The sequence below is a fragment of the Aquimarina rhodophyticola genome (assembly GCF_042434915.1).
Lineage (GTDB): Bacteria > Bacteroidota > Bacteroidia > Flavobacteriales > Flavobacteriaceae > Aquimarina.
Window position 1 is genome coordinate 32,668 of the sequence record NZ_CP170198.1, and the last position, 21,428, is coordinate 54,095.

Here is a 21,428-nt window from a genome sequence, read left to right on the forward strand (position 1 = left end):
ACCACTGTTTTACAGATTTATAATACTAATAAATCAAGCCAATTTTAAACTTTCCCTATGCAAACAAAATGTATAATTGTATTCCCAAAAAGCTAATCAAACCGTATCATAGTTAAACTTAATAGCTTAAAATTAGTGCAACATGGCTAACTACGCTTGTAAAAGCCGCACAGGCATTATGTTCTTCATCTTCATTCAATCCTGTCAATGTAAATTTACTATTGAGCTGTAGACATAGGTAAGTATAATTCGATTCCTGATTTAACTCAATTAATACACTATCGATTTGTATCTTGTAAACTTTTGTAAATTCATAAAAATAACGTTATCTCAACTAAAAGATAACTGCATTACAGCGATCCATATCAAATAAGATTACTACTGTATATATCCTAACCTTAGAATAGTTATTACTAAACGTTAATATAATAGTCACTTTGTGTATATACATTAAATAATATTTTTGGATACGAATACTAGTAAAATAATTAACGTGCTGTTTTATAGGTAATTATGATATTCGTTATGTTGTAAATTGTGTAGTTCGTCGAAAAGTTGAAAAAAAATCAAGTATTATAGTGCCGTAATGAAAGTAAGGTTTTACCTTTGTTATAGGTTTTAAGAGTAGGACCTTACAATGAATTTTTGTGTAATATATTTAAGTTGGTTAATAAATATTGTTATATTCTATCGTAAGGTCTAAATGAAATGAGCTGCCTCCCGGCAGCTCTTTCTTTTTTAAGCTCTTTACAAAAGCTACATTATCTAACACCTTTTCTACAATTTATATAAGTCGTCTTTATACTTTTTGATGAAAAAAGTTTTTTTGGTTGTACAAATAGTCTTCGCGAGAGCAAAAAATGTAGTATTGATCTTATAAAATCTTAAAAAACTGTGTAGTTCGTCGAAAAGTTGAAAAAAAAGTGCTCTATTATAGTGCCGTAACCAAAGTAAGGTTTTACCTTTAATATAGGTTTTAAGAGTAGGGCCTTACAATGAATTTTTTTTGTGTAATATATTTAAGTTGGTTAATAAATATTGTTATATTCTATTGTAAGGTCTAAATGAAATGAGCTGCCTCCCGGCAGCTCTTTCTTTTTTGATAGTAAACCCATCTTGGGTAACTGTTTTTTTTAAAAAAACCTACTATTATTTTTTGTGGATGTCTTCTGCTCCTTTAATTACTTTTGCCTTTAAGCCTTCTTTATATACTAAGACTCTATCCAAAACGCAAGAATCAGAGGTCCCAATAATTTGTGCGGCCAATATACCAGCATTCATTGCTCCATCTAGGGCTACGGTAGCAACGGGCACACCACCAGGCATTTGTAAAATAGATAACACAGAATCCCACCCGTCGATAGAATTACTTGATTTAACAGGAACACCGATTACGGGTAGTGGCGAGAGAGATGCGATCATTCCTGGCAAATGTGCTGCACCACCGGCTCCAGCAATAATCACCTTAATACCACGTGTATGGGCATTCTTACCATAATCAAATAATTTTTCGGGAGTTCGATGTGCCGATACAATATCAACTTCTACTTCGATATCAAAACCTTTTAATATATCAATCGCCTTTTGCATTATGGGCATATCACTGGTACTTCCCATAATTACTGCTACTTTACTCATGTGTTTGTTTTTGTTGTGTTAGTGTGTCTTTATATCTTATTATTTGCTAATTACTCGCAGAGTACTTTTGACTTTTTCGGCTAATTGGCGAGCGAGATTCATATCTTCATGTACGATAGTTACGTGTCCCATTTTTCTAAAAGGTCTCGTCTCTTTTTTTCCATAAATATGAGGTGTGACACCTCGTAACGTCATAATCTCATCAATATGTTCGTAGGCAACAGGGCCTGTAAAACCTTCGGCACCTGTTAGATTAACCATAATACCAGCGAGCTTACTATCTGTAGCACCCAGTGGTAAATCTAGAATGCAGCGTAGGTGTTGCTCAAACTGATTGGTAAAACTAGCTTCGATACTGTAGTGTCCACTATTGTGAGGTCTTGGAGCAACTTCGTTGACCAAAATTTCATCAGTTTGGGTCAAAAAAAGTTCTACAGCCAGTATACCCACATGATCAAACGCTTTGGAAGTCTGTATGGCAATATCGGTAGCTTTTTTTGCTAGTGTCTCAGAGATACGTGCAGGACACAGCACATATTCTACCTGATTAGCTTCGGGGTGAAATTCCATTTCTACCACAGGATAGGTTTTTATTTCTCCCTGTACATTACGTGCAACAATCACTGCCAATTCGTTTTTAAAAGGAACCAACGCTTCAGCAATACATTCGGTTGCCGGTATTTTTGCTAGATCTGCTTCACTTTTGATAATAGCTACACCTTTGCCATCATAACCTCCTTGTGTGCTCTTCCAGACAAAAGGATAGTTTATTAGCTGTTGCTTACAGCTAGCTAATAACTCATCTTTGGTTGCAAAAACCGAAAAATCGGCTGTAGGGATACCGCGATCTGCATAAAGTTGTTTTTGAGTGCCTTTGTTTTGTATGTTGCGAAGTGTATGGGCAGAGGGATACACAAGTATACCTTCTTTTTCTAATGCTTCCAAGGCATCTACATTAACACTTTCAATCTCAAAAGTAAGGACGTCTACTTTTTTACCAAAATCATACACAGTATCAAAGTCCATTAAATCACCTACCACAAAATGATCGCAAGCAAGACGACCTGGTGCCTGTGGGTTAGTATCCATTACAGAGGTCTGAATGTCAAATTTACGGGTTTCATAAAGCATCATTTTTCCTAATTGTCCACCTCCGAGAATTCCCAATTTAAAATTAGAAGAGAAATAATTTACCATAATTCTATTGTTGATTTATCGCTTTAAGAGAGCAAAAATAATTTTTTAAAGAATACTAACCATCAATTTACACGCTAAATGCAATTGTGTTTGTTTGAGAAGTATACCAAGGAATCACTATCTTTGCGCCTTTAGTAAAAAAACAGCCTGATCCTTATGATCAAATTGCACGACTTATATTTTACGCCCTACCTTAGTGAACAGCGCATAGCTACTGCTATCGACAGGATTGCTGCACAGTTAAATGAGGATTATAAAGATGATAATCCTTTGTTTATAGGTGTTTTAAATGGTTGTTTTATGTTTGTATCTGAAGTTTTAAAACGCTTTACTTATGATTGTGAAGTAAGTTTTGTAAAATTAGCTTCGTATGCTGGTACACAAACTACCGAGAATGTGCGTGAACTTATTGGGTTAGATGAAGAGATACAAGGTAGAAACATAGTTGTACTAGAGGATATCGTAGATACCGGTAATACGATAGAAGAGCTGCTTCGAATCCTTGAATCCAAAGGCAGTGCCTCTATTGCCATCGCTACTCTATTTTATAAACCAGAGGTGTACAAAAAAGAGATTACATTAAATTATATCGGATTCGAAATACCGAACCGTTTTATTGTAGGATACGGACTTGACTATAACGGGTTAGGACGTAACCTAACGCAAGTATATCAATTAAAATCAAACCACATGATCAATTTGGTGTTATTCGGCCCTCCGGGTGCAGGTAAAGGAACACAAGCAGAAGTTTTGAAAGAAAAATATAATCTTAAACACATCTCTACAGGTGATGTTTTTAGATACAACATTAAAAATGCTACCGATTTGGGTACGCTGGCCAAATCCTATATGGACAAAGGTCAATTAGTACCGGATGAGGTTACCATTAAAATGTTGAATGCCGAAGTTGATAAGAATCCAGAGGCTCAAGGATTTATTTTTGATGGATTTCCTAGAACCGAGGCACAGGCAGAAGCGCTTGCAACACTTTTAGCCTCAAAAAATACCGAGGTTAGTGCTATGGTTGCGCTCGAGGTAGACGATGAGGTATTAGTGCAACGCCTTTTGGAACGTGGTAAAACTTCGGGCCGACCCGATGATGCCGATGAAAACGTGATTCGTAACCGTATCAAAGTTTATTATGATGAGACAGCTATTTTGAAGAATTTTTATCAAAAGCAGGAAAAATATTATGGAGTTGATGGTGTTGGAGCAATAGATCAAATTACTACGCGGTTAAGCGACGTAATTGATCAGCTCTAATCCATGTATGGCAACAATAAATGTTGCGTTTTTTGGTATTTTGTACCAGTAACTAGCTATAAGACTAGTGTTAAGTATTGAATTATGACTGAAGGGAATTTTGTTGACTACGTAAAGTTACACGCCTCCTCGGGTAAAGGAGGGAAAGGATCGGTGCATTTGCATCGTGAAAAATATATTACCAAAGGAGGACCCGATGGGGGAGATGGAGGTCGTGGAGGACACGTAATCCTACGAGCCAATCCAAATATGTGGACCCTATTTCACCTCAAATTTAAGCGTCACTTTAAAGCAGGTCATGGAGCCCATGGTAGCAAAGGTCGTAGTACGGGTGCCGACGGTGAAGATGTATACGTAGATGTGCCCTTGGGAACGGTTATTAGAGATACCGAAACGCAAGAAATTATTTTTGAAATTACCGAAGAAGGACAAGAATACATTATCGCCAAAGGCGGAATGGGGGGACGTGGTAACTGGCATTTTAAGAGTTCGACAAACCAAACCCCACGATATGCACAACCCGGAGTCGATGGAGAGGAGCTGGATATAACCTTAGAATTAAAAATTCTTGCCGATGTAGGATTGGTAGGCTTTCCAAACGCTGGTAAATCCACACTACTATCAGTCGTAACATCTGCCAAGCCAAAGATCGCTGATTATGAATTTACAACGCTAAAACCCAACCTAGGAATCGTCCAATACCGCGATTATCAAACCTTCGTGATGGCTGATATTCCTGGTATAATTGAGGGTGCCGCAGAAGGTAAGGGGATCGGACATCGATTCTTACGTCATATTGAACGTAACTCGACCTTGTTATTTTTAGTCCCTGCAGATGCACCGGATATTACTAAGCAATATGAAATCTTGTTAGATGAACTACGTCGTTACAATCCCGAGTTACTGGATAAAGAACGTTTGGTAGCTATTTCTAAAAGTGATATGTTGGATGAGGAGCTAAAAGCCGAAATGAAAGCAGAACTAGATAAAAATTTAAAAGTACCGTATTTGTTTATCTCTTCTGTAGCACAACAAGGACTCCAAGAATTGAAAGATACCTTGTGGACCATGTTAAACACTGCTGACGTAGAATAAGAAGTTACTTAATATATAAAATCACCACCCCGAATGCATAGCTGTGTTCGGGGTGATTTGTTTAGAGGAGTGTTGATGCGATAATATGACAGCCACTAGTATTTTAAGAACAAGAATATGGATTGGGGTGATGCTTTTAAATTATCTTTGTAGATTGGCTAAATTATATTATTGTTTTGTTTTAAGTAATATGTTACGATTATGAAAAGTACTATTTTTCTGATGTCATTCGTTTTATTTTATAACCTAAGTTTTTCTCAAGAAACTCCCACTACAGAACAGCTGGAAATGATTTATCAATTTTCTTATGAGATTAACAAAGGTCTGTTCGAGACGCCAGTCTATGCTTATAAACAGAAGACATTTGATTACAACGAGAGATTTAAAAAAAATTCCATTCCTCAAGACTCTATGTTCATGGCTTTAGATTCTGTTGTGAAAAATGCTTCTATAAAAGTTGAAAAAGGATCATTTGGATATAATCTTATTTTAGAATCCGAATTTCCTAGTATAGGTGAGTTTGGCGAGGACTACGGTAACATGGAAGTTGAATTAACCAATACAGAGATTTTGACCGGTGACCAAGATACTATTAAAGTTCAAACGATAGGTGGAGGCACTTCTTTTGGAGGTGGTTTCAATTACTCTAACATCAATGGAAAGGAAATTAATTATAATTATAGAACGTTAAATAAGCAAAGTCAAATTCTATCGGATATTGATTCTACAATGGTATTTAAAGGAAAAGCACAGTATAAATTTTCCTTTCTTACCGATTATGAAGTCATAAGATTATCCAAAGCTAATATTGGAGAAAAATTTAAATTAGGAGCAGATGAATATGTATTAATTGACGTATTCGATAATAAGATTGTTCTTGAAAAAGTAATTACAGAGGGGATTGATAGTGATATTGACATAGATATTATCAATTTGTCCAAAAATGGGAAGAAAGAATTTAGATCATATCCGTTATTTGAATTAGAAGAATTAAAGAAAAAAAATAAGAAATATAAAGATGTACAATCCTTTGCTTCTAGTAGGATGGGGATTTACAAAAAGAACTACGATATATTCAAGAATAAAAAGGATATTACTTTGGATGAGTTTAAGCAACTTCTTCCCTTAGAGAATCTAAAAAAGTTAAAAAAAGAAAGACAATATACTATTTTAGCAGGTCCAGCTCCATTTGACCATAATTTTTTGCTTTATATTCCTGTATTTGATGTTGAGAGAACTTTTGAAGTTCATTTGTAGAAATTGGAGTAAATCATCATCCAAAATAGTTGGGTATATATAGAAGATTTTATACCCCTTTTATGAAGTATGGCTTAAATATTACCCCTTCCACCAACTAAAATAATACTTCTATATAGTAAAAAAATAGTTATTACTCCATGATAGGATCCTTCCATGGATAGCAACAGTAGTCAGAAGACATTTGTAAGAGTCCAAAACCCATATGATTTAGATAGGTAGGCATGATTTTAGGGCTTATATCACTTAAATCAATCGCTATACAAAGTGTTTTATATCTTGTAAAGGTATTTGTAACCCTTAAGATTTCTTACCCCATAGCTTCGATGCATAGTTAAAGTACTTCGAGGCCACCTTTTATGGCCTATACCCCTTATCCAAAGGGCTATAGTACCGCTAACCACCACCTATAGGGGATCAAATCTGGGTTAAAGGGCTTTTATAAAGGGGTGAGACCCCAGTGATTACCCCTTATACCCCTTACAACCATCCATCGAACTACTTCCGCGAGGGGTAAGGGGGGGTGCTGATAGGGGGGTGACCCCATGGTGTGAGGGGGTAAGTTATGCTAAGTTATGCAGAGGAGTTATTTTCTTTAGCCACTAGTTTTCCTGATTAGCCAGAAGTGCTTGGCCAAAAGTCATTAGTTTTTTACTAATCTTTTTTCACCAGTATAAGATTTGGGTTATGTTAAAAAATCTTGAACCCTTGGAAAGATTTTAGTAAACAAAATCTGGTTTTGTCGAAGACAAAGATACCTTGAAAAAAGTGTCTATTCTTTTGGTTCGTTTTCTTTGGACAAGCAAAGAAAATGAATGATGCTTGAACTATGTAAAATGGAGGTATTTAACTATAGTGTCTACAATTGCAGGTAAAATTATTGCAAAGTATTTTACACACCACTCCCTCCGCCTATAGTCACCTCCCCTTAAGATGGGTGAGAAGTTTTTATTGATTTAGGCAATAGTGAATAGGCACTAGTCATTAGTTTTTTACTAATCTTTTTTCACCAGTATAAGATTTAGTTTACGTTAAAAAATCTTGAAGCCTTGGAAAGATTTTAGTAAACAAAATCTGGTTTTGTCGAAGACAAAAATACCTTGAAAAAAGTGTCTTTTCTTTTGGTTCGTTTTCTTTGGACAAGCAAAGAAAATGAATAATGCTTGAACTATGTAAAATGGGGGTATTTAACTATAATGTCTACAATTGCAGGCAAAATTATTGCTAAGTATATCATTTTGAATAGTAAAACTGATGTCAGGTCGAGCGGAGTCGAGACCTACATACTGTGATTTCAAACAACCTCTCGACTCCGCTCAAAGTGACAAGGTATTTCTTTCAAAAACTTTTGGCTTGATGCTTATGCCTAGTGCCTATTATTTTACTCTAACACCATTAATAACTCCCGAGTTTTTTTGTCTCGCATACGGATCATGCGATAGTGCCAAGTATCATTTTTATAATCTGCGGTTAAATCTAATTTACCCCTGCGTTTACTGCCCTGTACCCAAAGAGAAATATCAACCGTTTTATTATCGTTACTATATATCACTTCACCCTCTATAATAGCTAGAGAATTGGTTGGGGATAGGTTACCGTACTCGGCAGTAACAGCATTGTTACCATTAGCCTGTTGAATTGCATTATTAACAAGAGAAGGGTTTGCCACTACTGATCCTACACGTAGAGTAGCATCACCAGTCATGCTTAAAAAGAAAGCGAGAAGTAAAAGAATAAAGCCTACAGGCAGTATCCATTTGTAATTTCTACTAATCCATGAGGTAGTTTTAGCTGTCATATGTATATGGAGTTATAGCTTTAAATACGGCTTGCCCGATTAGATGTTGCAAATGATTCACTAGTTAGTAGGCACGAGCCAATAGTCACTAGTTTCTTATTAAACTTTTTCACTAATTTTTTTTCACCAGTATAAGATTTGGGTTATGCTAAAAAATCTTGAAGCCTTGGAAAGATTTTAGTAAACAAAATCTGGTTTTGTCGGAGACAAAAATACCTTGAAAAAAGTGTCTTTTCTTTTGGTTCGTTTTCTTTGGACAAGCAAAGAAAATGAATGATGCTTGAACTATGTAAAATGGAGGTATTTAACTATAGTGTCTACAATTGCAGGTAAAATTATTGCAAAGTATTTTACACACCACTCCCTCCGCCTATAGTCACCTCCCCTTAAGATGGGTGAGAAGTTTTTATTGATTTAGACAATAGTGAATAGCCAAAAGTCATTAGTTTTTTACTAATCTTTTTTCACCAGTATAAGATTTAGTTTACGTTAAAAAATCTTGAAGCCTTGGAAAGATTTTAGTAAACAAAATCTGGTTTTGTCGAAGACAAAAATACCTTGAAAAAAGTGTCTTTTCTTTTGGTTCGTTTTCTTTGGACAAGCAAAGAAAATGAATAATGCTTGAACTATGTAAAATGGGGGTATTTAACTATAATGTCTACAATTGCAGGCAAAATTATTGCTAAGTATATCATTTTGAATAGTAAAACTGATGTCAGGTCGAGCGGAGTCGAGACCTACATACCTTGATTTTAAACAACCTCTCGACTCCGCTCGAGGTGACAAATCACTTCTTTCAAAAACTTTTGGCTTGTTGCTTATGCCTAGTGCCTATTCAAATAATTACTCACCAATTTGTATACGAATTCCTTCAGAATGACTACTAAACTCGGGAGCATACATACTTTGAATGGTTGTGATTCCATTAGAAAAATAGCCTTCATTGTTTACACGAACATCATATTCAAACACATACACTCCTTTACGTAAATAGTCAAAAAAGAAATTAGTAGCAGCATCTTTGGTACTTTCATAATACCCCAAACCATCCTGATATTTATAGGAAGATAGCACATTAACGGGCTCTAATCCCGACGCTCGCATATCTTTCATATGTACAAACTCCATATCCCGGTCTGTGCGCAACTCGATACGTACGCGTACCAAATCTCCTAGTTGTAAGTTGGTATTTTGATCTATTTGAGTGATTTGCTCGCCCGTATCTGTATTCTTTTTTAGATATAAAGATTTTTTAAGTTTTAACGGTGTTTCTGCAGTAGTGATTTTATCGAGATCTTCAAAATATTGCCAGTACAAAGCGCCCCACGCGATCCCTTTTTCTTTTTTGGTAATAGTAACATTGCCTTGCTGGGGCGTGATCTCTTTACCGCTCCACGTAGTTTTAAAGTACCCAGTACCAGCTTCGATTTTGGTTGCTTCTAGCGTACTCGGATCGATTGTTTGACTGCCAACTTTTACGGCCACAGTCTCGGTAATGGATAACCAATCAGACCCCTGTAACAGCAAAGCATAAATTGCCTGCGTGGTTGCCTTTGTAGTTGCCCAGCGGTTAGTTTGTTTGTGTTTAAGTAACCAGATTTTAAGATTATCGAGATACTCGGTACGCTTAGGTTCTTCAGTAATTTCGGCAAATGCTTCAATCAACAGAGCTTGTGTTTCGATAGGTGCTTGGTACCAATACCAGCTAGAGGTGTTTGATTTCCAATACATTCCTAATTCATCACTTTTAATACTGCGCTCATCAAGTGATTTTATAATAGCTTTGGCGGTAGCAGATTGCTGGGCACGATGCGTTATCAATGCCAACATACCTTGGGCATAAAGATTTTGATCTAACCAATATTTTTGTGCCTGTGCCATATAGTATGAGGTAGCTTCGGTTACTGTACGTGAGGGTTTAGAATCCTTAAAGAAGCTACGCATATATAAATAGTGAATTTGAGTATAGCTAAGATGATTTTTTGCCATGGCTTCTTTATCTTCTTTTGTATACCTCTTCAATTCTTGGTATTCTTTCACAAATTCTTGATCAAGGTACTGTAATGCTTTTTGCAGCATTGTTTGAGATATAGTAGAGGGAGTCGTAACCCCTAGTTGTTGTAAATGACCAAAACCAGTAATAATATGTTGCGTGATATAACGATTCGCTCTTCCGCCCTCGAACCAAGGAAAGGCTCCCGATGGATGCTGCATTTGCAACAATTTATTTAGGGATGTTTCTAGAGATTGACGCATCATATTGGCATCAAACAATAAAGCGATACGTTTTTTTTGTTCACGTTCACTAGCTGCATCGCGCACCCACGGAGTTTCTTCTAGGATTAGTGATTTTAGTTCTTGATTTTTTTCGAGATTACTAATAAGTGCATCGCTTGTTTTCCATTGCTTAAACACTTGTTCAATTCTGGGATTGGATTGGGTTATGTGTTGTGCCAAAGCATTGGCATAGTAACGAGAAAATGTTTGCTCAGAACACTCATAAGGGTACTCCATAAGATATGGCAGTGCCTGTACTGCATACCAAGCAGGGTTCGAGGTCATCTCTAAGCTCAACTTGTGATGTGATAAGGTGGTCGAGGTACTATTTTTAAGCTTATCTAGCGTAAAAATTTTGGTTTGCCCAGAACGAACCCACATGGGTAGCGTCTCGGTTACTAGCATGCGATTATCGAGAACGGGTATTACATTTTGCTCGCCATCACTAAAATCTCCTGCAGTTGCAGTGATGGTGTATTGAACCGTTTGTATATTCTGCGGAATTATAAGTTCCCAGAAAACAACGGCATTACCATCTTTGGCTACGGTAAAAGGTTGTTGTGAATTTTGTAAGCTAAGTTCATTGTTAATTTCACGGTTTGTAAATGCATCAGTTAGTTGAAGTTTTGCTGTACCAGTAAGGGTTTGGTTACTTACATTGGCAATCTTGGTTCCAAAACGAATGGTGTCTCCTATGCGTAAAAATCGCGGTGGGTTTGGGAGTACCATCAATTCTTTTTGAGTCACGGTCTCCAATGATGTGACTGCAGATTGCAACTCTTTGGTGTGTGCTAGTAATTGCAGTTTCCATTGGGTCAAGGCCTCTGGTGTAGTAAATGAAAAACTTACATTACCAGATGCATCTGTTGTTAGTTGCGGAAAGAAAAAAGCGGTTTCTTGTAAGTGCTCACGAATCATACTAACTGCCTTTTGTTCTTTGGTCGCCTGGTTAGGGATATTTTTATCGTTGTCGGGAGTAGTATCGGTAGTATCTGAATTTGTGAGCGATGCGATATCTCCTGCCATTTCTTCTTCAACCAGATTATTAGGCGCAGCCATGATTTCATTTTTCCTCATGGGCATCGCAGATTTCTGAAGTATACGATTTTGAGGATAATAATTGCCAAACGATAAGCCAAACCAGTTTAATCGATCATACTGTTGTGTATGGTATCCTTGCAGTCCTCTATCGGGTTGATGGACTCTCAATGAAGAAACTCCAAAACTTTGTCTTGACTGTAATCGATATACTGGATAGTAGGTAGGTCGTACATATGGCGAAAATTGCCATTGGTGGGGCTTAAACTGATCTAATGACATATCGTACAAACTAGCGAGTAGCTCTGCAGTAACTTTTTCTCCTTTTGGACCTTTTATAGTGAAGCTCCAAGTCTCTTCTTGCCCAGGTTGCAACTTGTCACGAAATGTCTTTGTGCTGATCTGTAAATCGGATGCAGGATAGGGTACGGATACCATAAGATTACCAGTCTCAAAAGCATTAAATTTTGTATAACTGTAAGTAATAGCAAACCCTCCCAAATCTTCTTTAGTTATGGGGAGTGTAATGCGTTTAATCTCATTAGATACGGTGATGATTTGTGTATCGACTACTTTGCGGTCTTTTTCGACAATCAGTGTAACTTTTAGATCGTTGGCTGCAGATCCTATACGCAATTGCGCAATGTCTCCAATCTTATATATTGATTTGTCCAAACTAATAGTAAATAATTTTTGATCTGCAACGGTTGTAGCTTTGGGATCATCTACGGTGATATAAGAAATAGCTTTAACGTCTTGTTTGTTTTTATCCTTAACAAATGCTTCAATGCGATAGGTTCCAGTTTTCCAATTTAAAAACTTGCTAAGAATAATCGGTTTAACACCTTTAATAGAGTTTGCAGATTCACGGGTATCAAAGTTGGTTTTAAAAACTTGCGCACCGTTTTTCCATTGATGGTAATCATCCTCTTGGTTATATGCATCATGTGGAAATAATTTTTTAAAAGCCTCTTGATCCAGTGTCTTACAATCTGGGGACGACCAAGTACGTTTGCGCAATGGTTGTGTAGGTGCAATTAATTTATGTATTGTGAAGGTTCCTGTGGTAGCAATATATTCGTTATTTAGATTTTTGGTAATGATCTTAAGGGTGTCTGTTTTTTGATCTGTACGTACGTGTTTGTTGTTATCTAGGGTCATCACTATAGCATGATAACCAACATTTACAGTGGTTGTAGCTACACGTGTCTCTCCAGAAATATCGGTAATCTCGGCAATGACTTGATAGTTAAAAACAGCTTGTTGGTTTTTATCAATGTTGGTGTCGGGTATCGCGGGAAAGTTTATGGTGTAAACACCCTTGGCATTTGTAGTGGTTTCTCCATGTTTAATTTCTTGCGCCTCGCTCCTGTATGCCGGACGCGACCAATAATACCAATAGGGATAATTTACATTGCGATACACACGATACACTACCTTGGCATTGGTTATAGAACTCCCTGCATATGCGGTAGCTGTACCGCTAAGTGAGACAGTATCATTAACATTATATGTTTCGGTAACGGGGTTAAATTGAGTTTCAAATTTAGGTCGTTTATATGCTTCGACTGCGAAAGAGGTGTTGTGATGACTGTCCATCTGGATCATATACACGCCTGTTAAACCAGAAGCAGGTAACACAAATTGACCGTGAAATGATCCAAAATCATTTGTTTCAAAGTTAAGTGATTGCAACTCTTGACCGTTAATATCACGTAGGGTAGCTGTTACTTTTTTTGCAGCGACTACGGTAGCTGTATTGTTTTGTTGCGAGGACACCAGTATTCCTTTAAAGAAAACGGTTTGTCCTGGTCTGTAAATACCACGATCTGTAAAAAGATAGGTGGTAAAGGTTTGTCTATAACTTGAGGGAGCAGCGTTAGGACGGCGATTTATATAGTATCCTTTAAAACGGGCAGTGTCTTCCTTGTAAACAACGATAACCTCAACATTATAGTAGCTACCATCTATAGGAAGTTTTGCCATTCCCTTAGTATCTGTAGTTAGGGATGTATTAAGCGGTGTACGATTACCACTGTTTTTTGAGGTTGTTAATTGTATGGTTGCATTCTCGATAGGTGAACCACTCATACGATCTATTACTTGAAAATAATCAGCATCTGGGCTATGGTGTTCTACAATAGCCAGATTGGTCACTTGTAAATCACCATAAGCTAGCAATGATGACAAGGATATTTTTGGGGTGGTAGATGCGATAATTAAAAAGTTACCTCGGGGTAACTCGGGAACAACAACCTCGGTAGTATGGGTTTGGTAATCACGATCACTACAGGTGGTAGCTTTCCAAGTTACTTGTGATGGTAGTGCATTAATTAAATTAATTTTTTCTTCAATTTTATAGCTTTTTTCTAAAGTAAGTAACTGCTCGGCAGTAATACGAAGCGCTTTAAAATGTAAATCTTTAATATTTTTATATGTAACCAAGACCCTACTTGTTTGTAACACTGGTATAGTAGTCTCGGTTGTTACTTGCAGTTGGGGTGCTAGGATCCTTGATTTTAAAGCAGCACAATTTTTGGCACCTCTTGATTTAGGAAATTCGGCAATAGCAGCATTGCATACTTCCAAAGCATCCTCTAATTTAAATTGATGTAGTTCATTCTCACTAGGTACATAGGTTGAGGCTTGTTCTTGTAAGATTAAAGCAATTTGATATGCATATAAGGTGGATAAAGGATTTGTTCTAAAATATTCCCGTTCTTTTTTGAGAGTAGCTAATAATATCGTTTGGGCATTGGGTACTGTAGTGTATTGCTTAACAAAGAGTAGACGGTCTATCGTGACATCTATAAGAGCAGCAGGATCCTTATCCTCTGCATGAAAACGAATTAAATTTTGATAAAGTTGTAATGCATGCAACTGTAAGGACACTGAATCCTTACTTTTTAATTTTAAATTTTTAAAGGTAGTGAAGTCTGCTAAGTAGTCCTTATCATCGATCTTAAACGCATAGGCAGGTTTGGTAATGTTCGTTTCTGAAGTTTTATAAAATTCTAGTGCTTGATGAGCTAGTAAATCGTAAATAGTAGGACGATAATTTTTTGAATTTGTTTGAGTAATTAAGATATCATCCAATGTCTCAATAGCTGTTTCTTGTAAAATTTTGGGATTCTTAAGCGATCGTTGAAAAAGAGTATGAACCTCATTAAATAAAGTTTGTAAGTCCCATGTTCTAAAATCGGTAGTGTCAGGTTTGCTAGCGGTTTTCGTTCGGTTGTAAAATTTCCATCGGTTTTGTTGAAAGTATTGCCAATAAAGATTAGCTAACATGTTTTGAAGGACCTGTTTTTCTGGAGAATTAGTTTGATCAATTTCTTTTTTGAAACTTTGTATTATTTTAAGCTGTGCATTTTCTTCAAGAGTGAGTGAGTATTTTGATTTATGCAGTAAAGCTTTGATGAGTTGTGATGTGTTTTGATTTTTTTTGGCTTGATCATAAATGGTATTTACCACCTCGGATGCAGATTTAGGTAACCCTTTTTTTTCAAATTCGGCAACTTTGTTCCATTCGGTGACATAAAAATCTTGAGCCATAAGGTTAGTGATTGAGATAATAAATGCTAGAATGATATATCTTTTCATTATTGAAACTTTAAGTTTTGGGTTTTAATACAATTGTTATACCATGTATGATAAGAGGTACAATCGAGGTCGTAATTATGCGTTTGATCCCTATAAAATTAACATGCTATAAAGCTACTACTAACAAATAGTATTTATGTTAAAATTATGTTTAGATATTGAAGCTTTATTTGCAATAAAAATGATGGATGCTATGCGCTCTTAATATTTTATAAATTCAAGTTTTATTACCCAACGTTAATTGTATCTTTACTTTTTCAATACAGTTAATATCATGCGCATACATTTTATCGCCATAGGCGGCAGTGCAATGCATAATCTTGCAATTGCTTTACATTTAAAAGGAGATACTATAACAGGTAGTGATGATACTATTTTTGAGCCTTCAAAAACTCGCTTAAAAAAGCATGGATTGCTACCCAATACATTTGGATGGCATCCCGAGAAATTAACGAGTGATGTGGATGCGGTAATTTTAGGAATGCATGCTAAGGCAGATAACCCCGAACTAGCAAGAGCACAACAATTGGGTCTCAAAATTTATTCGTACCCCGAGTTTTTGTATGAACATGCAAAAAATAAAACCCGAGTTGTCATAGGAGGATCTCACGGTAAAACTACCATTACCTCGATGATTCTACATGTGTTGCATTACCACGGTAAAGATGTAGATTATATGGTAGGGGCGCAACTCGAGGGATTTGATGTTATGGTGCGCCTTACCACAGATAATGATTTTATGATTCTCGAAGGAGATGAGTACTTGTCATCGGCTATTGATCCAAGACCAAAATTTCATTTGTACCAACCCAATATTGCATTGATTAGTGGGATTGCTTGGGACCATATTAATGTTTTTCCAACCTATACTGGTTATGTTGAACAGTTTAAGGTTTTTATAGAATCTATCATTAATGGAGGTGCACTCGTTTATAACAATGAAGATGTTGAGGTTGCTCAACTCGCAGAAAGTACAGAAAAGCAGATACGTAAATTTCCTTATGAAACACCAGTTTATAAGGTTATCGAAGGTGAAACGCTATTAGAGACTCCCGATGGAGATATGCCGATTGAAGTTTTTGGAGCTCATAACTTGAGCAATCTAGCCGGAGCAAAATGGATTTGCCAGCATATGGGTATTGACGAAGATGATTTTTATGAAGCCATAGCTACATTTAAAGGCGCATCAAAGCGATTAGAAAAGATTGCAGCCTCAAATAATGCGGTAGCCTATAAAGATTTTGCACATAGCCCATCAAAGGTGGCGGCTACTACCAAAGCAGTGAAAGAACAATATCCTGACCATAAGGTATTAGCGTGTTTAGAATTGCATACGTATAGTAGTCTTAACGCAGAGTTTCTCAAAGAATATAAAGGTGCTTTGGATGCTGCCGATGAAGCTGTGGTTTTTTATTCTCCCGAAGCTGTAGAATTAAAACAGCTTGATGAGGTCTCTTCAAATCAGATAACGACTGCTTTTCAGAATGATCAATTAACTGTTTATACGAATCCAGTCGAATTTAAGCAATATTTAATGCTACAGGATTTTGATAATATTGCCCTACTTTTGATGAGTAGTGGTAACTATGGTGGGTTAAATTTTGATGAAGTCAAGGAGTGGATTGAACGTTAATATTAATCTGAAAAATGTAAGCTAAAAAGTGTATCTACAAATGTTGCGATATCCTGTTGATTCGTTTGTATAAGTCGCTGTTTTGCATTTTCTATGTCTGCAGGTATTTTATCTTGGCTCAATTTAAATTTTCCTTCCCAATGCGTTACGTGAATTTTAAATCCATGAATATAAGATACAGCTCGATCCATTCTAGGATCATCAAGTTGTAATTTATATAGATGATTCGGCGCTTCCAAGTAGGTAGTCATAGCGACAATACTTTCTTTTACTCGAGTAAGATCCTGTATATGTTCGACAGTCCCAGTAGCATGAGCAATAATATAGTTCTAAGTAGGTAGCTGAGGTGTTGTGTAAATTGAAGGAGAAATGTACGTTTGCGGTCCTTTAAAGAGTACGGTTATAGGCTGGTTTTGTTTTAAAACTCTACAATGCGGATTATTTTTATCAATATGACCTATGAGAGAATCACCCTCTAGTATCAATGGAGCATGTGTGATCAAGGGCGCATTATCTCGTACAGATATTAGTGTAGCAAATGGATAGTGCTTAGCTATGAATTTGCTATGTTCGACTACAAAATCTTGATGATATAAGGGAGGATAGTTTGACATATTATGCCTTGAATTGAGTAAGGTGATGATCTAGATGTTTATACTGCATCTGCCCCCATTGCTGTTTAGTAAATTTTCCAAATATTGGATGTGTAGGCAATACATCATTGTCTTTTAAAGCATAAAAATCATGTATACAATTGATCAAATTTGTTTTTTCATGATCAAAGTCTTTATTCTCTTTAACTTTAAAATTTGGTTCAGTTGGTAAATTTTTACGCCAAGGGGTGTCGTTATATAGTAGTTTTTTAAAAAATATTCGGGCTATCCAGTTCGATTTTAATCGAAAATCCTCTTTATTGATAGCAACTTTTAAAGGGAATTGACAATGACTAAGCATTTGTGCTACATCCATTTTTCCCCATTGTGCAGGACTACTGATGGATAACGTATGGATTCTTTCCTCAATCTCATTTTTACTAGCGATGTCAAATAATGATTTCATGACCTACATATTTTGCGTGAATTGTATCAAAAATAAAGTATTAATTTCAAAAATGATAATGGCAAACAAAAAAGGTTTGATCCTTAAGATCAAACCTTTTTCAAAAATATAAAATCGTATGCTGTATTAACTAACTTCGTCAAAAACCATTCCTAAGAAATTATCAAGATCTGCTTTTCCAGATATATTTGTAGGAGTTCCTAAATTAATCATTAAAGGTTGATCCTTTATTTTTCCTTTTAGGAAATACTGGTAAGAGGTACCCATTTTAAACTTATAACCTGTAAGTTGGTGTCCAAAAGAACTAAAGGTTACAGGAGTTTTACTTGAGTTTGATTCTTCAAAAGTACTAATGATCTGATCAAAAACTGCAGATAGCATATCGTCTCCGTAATATTCCCATTTAATGGATGTCCCATTACAAGCTTGTAGCTCATATTGAGATTGTGCTTCGCATCCTCTTGGAACTTGTATGCAGTTTCCTACTAAATCCAAGAAAGATATTTTTTTTTGTTGCTGGCCATAGAAACTGAAAGTAGCCATCAATAATGTAAGAGTAAAAATGTTCTTCATAAATAGGTCAATTTGAAGTTAAAAATGATAGATTTTTAGAATTAAGGGTCCGTAAATATAGTAAAAGTTTCATTTTCAAACAAATATAAATGTTAAAATCCTTAAGAAAATTAATTTTTTTGATATTACTAGTAATTAAAGTATTGTTTTTGAGATAAATAATGTAAACTTATTGTCTTAAAATTTGAAGTGTTTTAATGTAAAATTAACCAACAAAATATATGGATACCGCTGTTATATCTATCAAATCATGGCATGAAAAAGATAGACCACGAGAAAAATTAATCGGTAAAGGTAAAAATGCATTGTCTGATGCAGAACTAATTGCTATTTTAATTGGCTCGGGAAGCCGAAATGAAAGTGCTGTAGCATTAAGTCAGCGATTATTGTTAAGTGTTGATCACGAACTCAATGCATTGGGTAAGCTCTCTGTACAGCAACTCACTAAGTTTAAAGGTATAGGTGAAGCAAAGGCTATAACCATTATAGCCGCTCTTGAGTTAGGTAGGAGACGACGCGAAGAAGTGGCTCCAAAAATTGAAAAAATAAAATGCAGTAACGATGTGTATGATTTGATCTATTCAGAACTAGCAGATCTTGCACATGAAGAATTTTGGGTTATCTATCTAAATAATTCGAATAAAGTACTTAAGAAAAAACAAATTAGTATTGGTGGTAAAACAGGAACCTTAGTAGATCCTCGTATCGTTTTTGGTGCAGCCTTAGAATTTGATGCTACAGCAATAATTTTGGTTCATAATCATCCTAGTGGTACCCTAAAACCTAGTTTGGCTGACAAAGAATTGACGACAAAGCTCAAAAATGGAGGGGCTTGTCTTGATATAAAACTTTTGGATCATTTGATAGTCACAGAAAAAGAGTATTTTAGCTTCGCAGATGCAGCCATTCTTTAATTTAATTGGAAATTTTTTTTAAAAAAAAGCAGGATTCAAAATGAAATGTTGGTATGTTGTAGTTGCAGAACTTTTTTGATATATGTTGTTAATTTACGTTCATAAAATTACCCCAAGAGTTTCCTATACGCTTAGGCATATTTGCAAGCGAATTTTAGGAATAGATGTTGAATTGACATCAAAAATTGAAAACTTTATTGCACACGACGGTCCCAAATTTTCTTATGGTAAAAAACCCTTAGGTAAAGAACTATACTTTCAAAGTTATGAGTTACTGTTTGAACATGGAATCAGTGAAACCGAAATTAGTGTGTACTCTTGGGGGGATACCAAATGCTTTTTTCCAGTAAAGAGTGAAGCTTCTGCATTGCCATTTGATATATTCTCTGCTACTTTTTATTTGCTTTCTAGGTATGAAGAATATTTGCCTCATGTTAAGGATGAGTTAGGAAGATTTCCTGTAACCGAAAGTTTAGGATATACCGAAGATTTTTTGCAAGAGCCTGTGGTAGATCTATGGGCATATCGTTTACGAGATGTTCTGATAGCAAGATTTCCCGATATAAAAATGAATCTTGGTACATTCTCAATTCGTCCAATTATCGAAGTTTCTCAAACTTTTCTTTACAAACATAAAGGTATAGTGCGAACTGTAGGAGCTTCAATACGCGATATTTTTGGACTTAGGTTTAAAATGTTATTGGATCGAATTAAGGTGTTAAGCGGATTAATGAAAGATCCTTATGATACCTTTGATCTTTTGATAGAGTTACAAAAGCATAAAAAGAGAGATCTTTTGGTAGTCTTTGGCTTAGGTGATTACTCAAGTTATGAGAAAAATGTAAATTATAATAAATTATCTCATCAAGCTATAATAAAACACGTATCAGATTATATAAATGTAGGGCTTAAGGTTTCATATGAAGCAGTAGCTAACTTATCCACTTTAAAAGAAGAAAAAAATCGAATTGAAGGGATCTTTAATCGACAGTTAAAAGACTGTATATGCTCTTTTTATAAATTAAAACTTCCCGACGCGTATCGTAACTTCATAGAGCTAGAGATCGAAAACGACTTTTCTATGGGGTATCACGATCATGTCGGTTTTAGAGCAGGTACATGTACTCCTTTTCTTTTTTATGATTTGGATTATGAGGTACAAACTCCCTTATTAATTCATTCATTTTATTTTACCTCTGAAGCTTTACATCACCACACTACTGCCGAATCCTTGACTTTTAAAATACATTCGTATATCGATAAGATTAAACAAGTAAACGGTTGTTTTATGCCTATCCTTAGTAATGATGTATTTAGTGATATACATCAGAAACAGTATTGGAAATCTGTCTACGAAATGATTTGGAATTATGATGAAAACTAGGATCGTACATGTGTTTTTTGATTTGGATCACACCTTGTGGGATTTTGATAAAAACTCTGCTTTAGCTTTTAAAATTATTTTTCAAAATCTAGATATAGATGTATCATTAGAGTCCTTTTTACAAGTTTATCAACCAATAAATATGCACTATTGGAAGCTTTTTAGAGAAGAAGAGATTTCTAAGGAAGCCTTGCGTCGCGGACGCTTAGTAGATACTTTTGCTCAGCTTAATTTATCCTACCCTTTGTCAATAATTGATGCTTTAGCAGATCATTATATTAAAGCTTTACCGTTATCTAATCATTTAATTAGTGGAGCAGAGGATACACTTATATATCTTTCAAAAAAATATAACTTACATATTATAACAAACGGTTTTAAAGAAGTTCAAGAACAAAAATTGAAGGCTTCAGGAATTGCCCATTATTTTAAAACTGTAACTAATAGCGACGAAGTAGGGGTAAAAAAACCTAATCGAATTATCTTTGATACTGCTTTGCGAAGTGCTAGAGCGCAATTTGATAATAGTATTATGATTGGTGATAACTATGAAGCAGATATCCTAGGCGCCCAAAATATTGGGTTACAAGCTATATGTTTTAATTATCACAATCAAAAAATTCCCACAAATATCATTCAAATTACAGATTTAAAAGAAATTATTAAGATATTGTAATAGTCAAAGGATTAATGTTTTAT

13 protein-coding genes and 1 pseudogene are annotated in these 21,428 nt (G+C 35.5%); 7 read left to right on the forward strand and 7 right to left on the reverse strand.

All coding sequences use genetic code 11. The annotated features are described in order from the left end of the window. Positions 1 to 1,149: 1,149 nt before the first annotated feature. Both purE and ACE939_RS00160 read right to left on the reverse strand, forming a co-directional pair. Complete coding sequence (gene purE, locus ACE939_RS00155) at positions 1,150 to 1,638, reverse strand: 5-(carboxyamino)imidazole ribonucleotide mutase (protein WP_378186748.1); 489 nt, start codon at positions 1,636 to 1,638, stop codon at positions 1,150 to 1,152. Between the two features lie 39 nt (positions 1,639 to 1,677). Further along, positions 1,678 to 2,835 (reverse strand): 5-(carboxyamino)imidazole ribonucleotide synthase, encoded by a 1,158-nt coding sequence (locus ACE939_RS00160; protein WP_378186750.1) that lies wholly within the window; start codon positions 2,833 to 2,835, stop codon positions 1,678 to 1,680. Positions 2,836 to 2,991: 156 nt separating this feature from the next. Here ACE939_RS00160 and ACE939_RS00165 point away from each other — a divergent pair, with 156 nt between their 5' ends. From ACE939_RS00165 to ACE939_RS00175, 3 genes are all read left to right on the forward strand, one after another. Then, positions 2,992 to 4,098, forward strand: coding sequence for an adenylate kinase (locus ACE939_RS00165; protein ID WP_378186751.1), 1,107 nt, complete (start codon positions 2,992 to 2,994; stop codon positions 4,096 to 4,098). 84 nt (positions 4,099 to 4,182) lie between these two features. After that, positions 4,183 to 5,193: a GTPase ObgE gene (gene obgE, locus ACE939_RS00170; RefSeq protein WP_378186753.1), complete on the forward strand. Its 1,011-nt coding sequence runs from the start codon at positions 4,183 to 4,185 to the stop codon at positions 5,191 to 5,193. Between the two features lie 201 nt (positions 5,194 to 5,394). Beyond that, positions 5,395 to 6,450, forward strand: coding sequence for a hypothetical protein (locus ACE939_RS00175; protein ID WP_378186755.1), 1,056 nt, complete (start codon positions 5,395 to 5,397; stop codon positions 6,448 to 6,450). 1,381 nt (positions 6,451 to 7,831) lie between these two features. On the opposite strand, the gene ACE939_RS00180 is transcribed toward ACE939_RS00175, so the two are convergent. Next, positions 7,832 to 8,248, reverse strand: a complete 417-nt coding sequence (locus ACE939_RS00180) for a cytochrome c oxidase assembly factor Coa1 family protein (protein ID WP_378186757.1) — start codon at positions 8,246 to 8,248, stop codon at positions 7,832 to 7,834. An 843-nt stretch (positions 8,249 to 9,091) separates the two neighbouring features. Beyond that, entirely contained in the window at positions 9,092 to 15,166 is a 6,075-nt protein-coding gene (locus ACE939_RS00185; protein WP_378186759.1) for an alpha-2-macroglobulin, read from the reverse strand. 274 nt (positions 15,167 to 15,440) lie between these two features. Here ACE939_RS00185 and murC point away from each other — a divergent pair, with 274 nt between their 5' ends. Then, positions 15,441 to 16,799, forward strand: a complete 1,359-nt coding sequence (murC, locus tag ACE939_RS00190) for a UDP-N-acetylmuramate--L-alanine ligase (protein WP_378186761.1) — start codon at positions 15,441 to 15,443, stop codon at positions 16,797 to 16,799. A 2-nt stretch (positions 16,800 to 16,801) separates the two neighbouring features. On the opposite strand, the pseudogene ACE939_RS00195 reads toward murC, so the two are convergent. The 3 genes and pseudogenes from ACE939_RS00195 to ACE939_RS00205 form a co-directional block, all read right to left on the reverse strand. Further along, positions 16,802 to 17,413: pseudogene (locus tag ACE939_RS00195) on the reverse strand (FMN-binding negative transcriptional regulator). Position 17,414: 1 nt separating this feature from the next. After that, positions 17,415 to 17,858 (reverse strand): DUF1569 domain-containing protein, encoded by a 444-nt coding sequence (locus ACE939_RS00200; protein ID WP_378186762.1) that lies wholly within the window; start codon positions 17,856 to 17,858, stop codon positions 17,415 to 17,417. Positions 17,859 to 17,984: 126 nt separating this feature from the next. Beyond that, positions 17,985 to 18,431 carry a hypothetical protein gene (locus tag ACE939_RS00205; protein ID WP_378186763.1) on the reverse strand — a complete coding sequence of 149 codons (447 nt, stop codon included), beginning with the start codon at positions 18,429 to 18,431 and terminating at the stop codon, positions 17,985 to 17,987. Between the two features lie 221 nt (positions 18,432 to 18,652). On the opposite strand from ACE939_RS00205, the gene radC reads away from it, so the two are divergent. The 3 genes from radC to ACE939_RS00220 all read left to right on the forward strand — a co-directional run bounded on the left by radC (position 18,653) and on the right by ACE939_RS00220 (position 21,405). After that, positions 18,653 to 19,345, forward strand: coding sequence for a DNA repair protein RadC (gene radC, locus ACE939_RS00210; RefSeq protein WP_378186764.1), 693 nt, complete (start codon positions 18,653 to 18,655; stop codon positions 19,343 to 19,345). 82 nt (positions 19,346 to 19,427) lie between these two features. After that, positions 19,428 to 20,729, forward strand: a complete 1,302-nt coding sequence (locus tag ACE939_RS00215; protein WP_378186765.1) for a DUF7033 domain-containing protein — start codon at positions 19,428 to 19,430, stop codon at positions 20,727 to 20,729. After that, positions 20,716 to 21,405 (forward strand): YjjG family noncanonical pyrimidine nucleotidase, encoded by a 690-nt coding sequence (locus ACE939_RS00220; protein ID WP_378186766.1) that lies wholly within the window; start codon positions 20,716 to 20,718, stop codon positions 21,403 to 21,405. Before ACE939_RS00215 ends, ACE939_RS00220 begins: the two co-directional genes overlap by 14 nt. Positions 21,406 to 21,428 lie beyond the last annotated feature (23 nt).

What these genes read in the sequence shown, in the direction of transcription:
- purE (WP_378186748.1), bottom strand. Translation starts at nt 1,638, where the DNA reads ATGAGTAAAGTAGCAGTAATTATGGGAAGTACCAGTGATATGCCCATA.
- ACE939_RS00160 (WP_378186750.1), bottom strand. Translation starts at nt 2,835, where the DNA reads ATGGTAAATTATTTCTCTTCTAATTTTAAATTGGGAATTCTCGGAGGT.
- ACE939_RS00165 (WP_378186751.1), top strand. Translation starts at nt 2,992, where the DNA reads ATGATCAAATTGCACGACTTATATTTTACGCCCTACCTTAGTGAACAG.
- obgE (WP_378186753.1), top strand. Translation starts at nt 4,183, where the DNA reads ATGACTGAAGGGAATTTTGTTGACTACGTAAAGTTACACGCCTCCTCG.
- ACE939_RS00175 (WP_378186755.1), top strand. Translation starts at nt 5,395, where the DNA reads ATGAAAAGTACTATTTTTCTGATGTCATTCGTTTTATTTTATAACCTA.
- ACE939_RS00180 (WP_378186757.1), bottom strand. Translation starts at nt 8,248, where the DNA reads ATGACAGCTAAAACTACCTCATGGATTAGTAGAAATTACAAATGGATA.
- ACE939_RS00185 (WP_378186759.1), bottom strand. Translation starts at nt 15,166, where the DNA reads ATGAAAAGATATATCATTCTAGCATTTATTATCTCAATCACTAACCTT.
- murC (WP_378186761.1), top strand. Translation starts at nt 15,441, where the DNA reads ATGCGCATACATTTTATCGCCATAGGCGGCAGTGCAATGCATAATCTT.
- ACE939_RS00200 (WP_378186762.1), bottom strand. Translation starts at nt 17,858, where the DNA reads ATGAAATCATTATTTGACATCGCTAGTAAAAATGAGATTGAGGAAAGA.
- ACE939_RS00205 (WP_378186763.1), bottom strand. Translation starts at nt 18,431, where the DNA reads ATGAAGAACATTTTTACTCTTACATTATTGATGGCTACTTTCAGTTTC.
- radC (WP_378186764.1), top strand. Translation starts at nt 18,653, where the DNA reads ATGGATACCGCTGTTATATCTATCAAATCATGGCATGAAAAAGATAGA.
- ACE939_RS00215 (WP_378186765.1), top strand. Translation starts at nt 19,428, where the DNA reads ATGTTGTTAATTTACGTTCATAAAATTACCCCAAGAGTTTCCTATACG.
- ACE939_RS00220 (WP_378186766.1), top strand. Translation starts at nt 20,716, where the DNA reads ATGATGAAAACTAGGATCGTACATGTGTTTTTTGATTTGGATCACACC.